The organism is Candidatus Propionivibrio aalborgensis (assembly GCF_900089945.1).
Classification (GTDB): Bacteria; Pseudomonadota; Gammaproteobacteria; order Burkholderiales; family Rhodocyclaceae; genus Propionivibrio; species Propionivibrio aalborgensis.
On the sequence record NZ_FLQY01000244.1, the window covers coordinates 1 to 1,395 of the forward strand.

Annotated in this window: 1 protein-coding gene; it reads right to left on the bottom strand. The window is 59.6% G+C overall.

Translation table 11 applies throughout. The annotated features are described in order from the left end of the window. Positions 1-114: 114 nt before the first annotated feature. Positions 115-1,308 (bottom strand): IS256 family transposase, encoded by a 1,194-nt coding sequence (locus PROAA_RS11815; protein ID WP_186405761.1) that lies wholly within the window; start codon positions 1,306-1,308, stop codon positions 115-117. Between the last annotated feature and the right edge of the window lie 87 nt (positions 1,309-1,395).

The window sequence follows — 1,395 nt, forward strand, 5'->3', positions numbered from 1 at the left end:
AGTTGTGTGCGTCAAGTTGTGCAAATAGGATGATCAAGTAATTGGCTGATTCTGGTGCGCTGTCGGTGGCGCGCAGGGCGAAGCCCGGAGCGACAACGACAGCGCGCGGCTGCTTCAGGCGGCCAGTCTCAGCAACTCCTTTTTCTGTTCCGCGAGGAACGCCATGTTCAGATACCGGTTGTCTTCCAGCCATGTTTCGTGGGTTTCCACGCACAAGGCCCGAATCAGCCGCAGACAGGATTCGGTATTCGGGAAGATGCGCACCACCAGCGTTCGGCGCTTGATCTCCTCGTTGAGCCGCTCGAGCATGTTCGTGCTCTTCAGGTGTTTGTGATGGGCTCTGGGTAGCCGGTAGAAGGTCAGCGTCTCGACGATATTCTCTTCCACCCAATTGACCAGCTTCGGGTATTTGCCCTGCCATTTCGTGATCCACGCGGCCAGATCGCGCTGCGCTTCCTGGATGTCGCGCCGGTCGTAGATCCAGCGCAGTTCCTGCAGACAATCATCGTCGGCCTTCCTGGGCAGGTAGTCCAGCGCATTCCTCAGGAAATGCACATAGCAGCGCTGCCAGGCCGATTCGGTCAGAACCTCCCGGATCGCCTTCTTGAGCCCGGCATGGTCGTCCGAGACCACGAACTCGACGCCCGACAGGCCGCGCTCTTTCAGGCGTAGTAGAAAGTCCTTCCAGCTGCTCTGACTCTCCCGGTTGGCCATTTCGACCGCCAGAACCTGGCGTTTGCCCTCCCAATTGATGCCGAGGGCGATGAGCACCGCCTGATGGGCAATCACGCCCCCATCCCGCACCCGCTCATAGCGCGCATCGAGTATCAGGTAGGGGTAGGTTTCGTCGAGCTGCCGATGCGCAAACCGCGCCAAGGCGTCGTCCAGCCCTTTGTTGATGGTGCTGATGGCACTGGCCGAGAAACGGTGACCACACAGCTCTTCGGTGATGGCCTTGACTTTGCGGGTGGAAACACCCTGGACGTACATTTCCGCCAGCGCCGCCACCAGAGCTTTCTCGCTTCTGGCGTAGCGCTCGAACAGGGCGGTGGAGAATTCGCCGCTCCGATCCCGCGGTACGCGCAGCTCGAGCTTGCCGATCCGGGTAACCAGGTTGCGCCCGTAGTAGCCGGCCCGGTACCCGCCTCGGGCTTGCGTACGCTCGCCCCGCTCTGCGCCCAGAAATTCGCTCATCTCGCCTTCCAGCACTTCTTGCAGCGCTTCCTTCATCAGCGCCTTCATCAGGTCACGGTCACCCGCAACCTCTTCTATTGCTTTGAGCTTCGTACTACGCTTCATCGTGGTCATGGTTTGTCCTCTCAAGGGATTCACGGTCGATCTCGACAATCAACCTCTTACCATGACCACCCGCCTGCTTTCTACCGCAAACGCTTT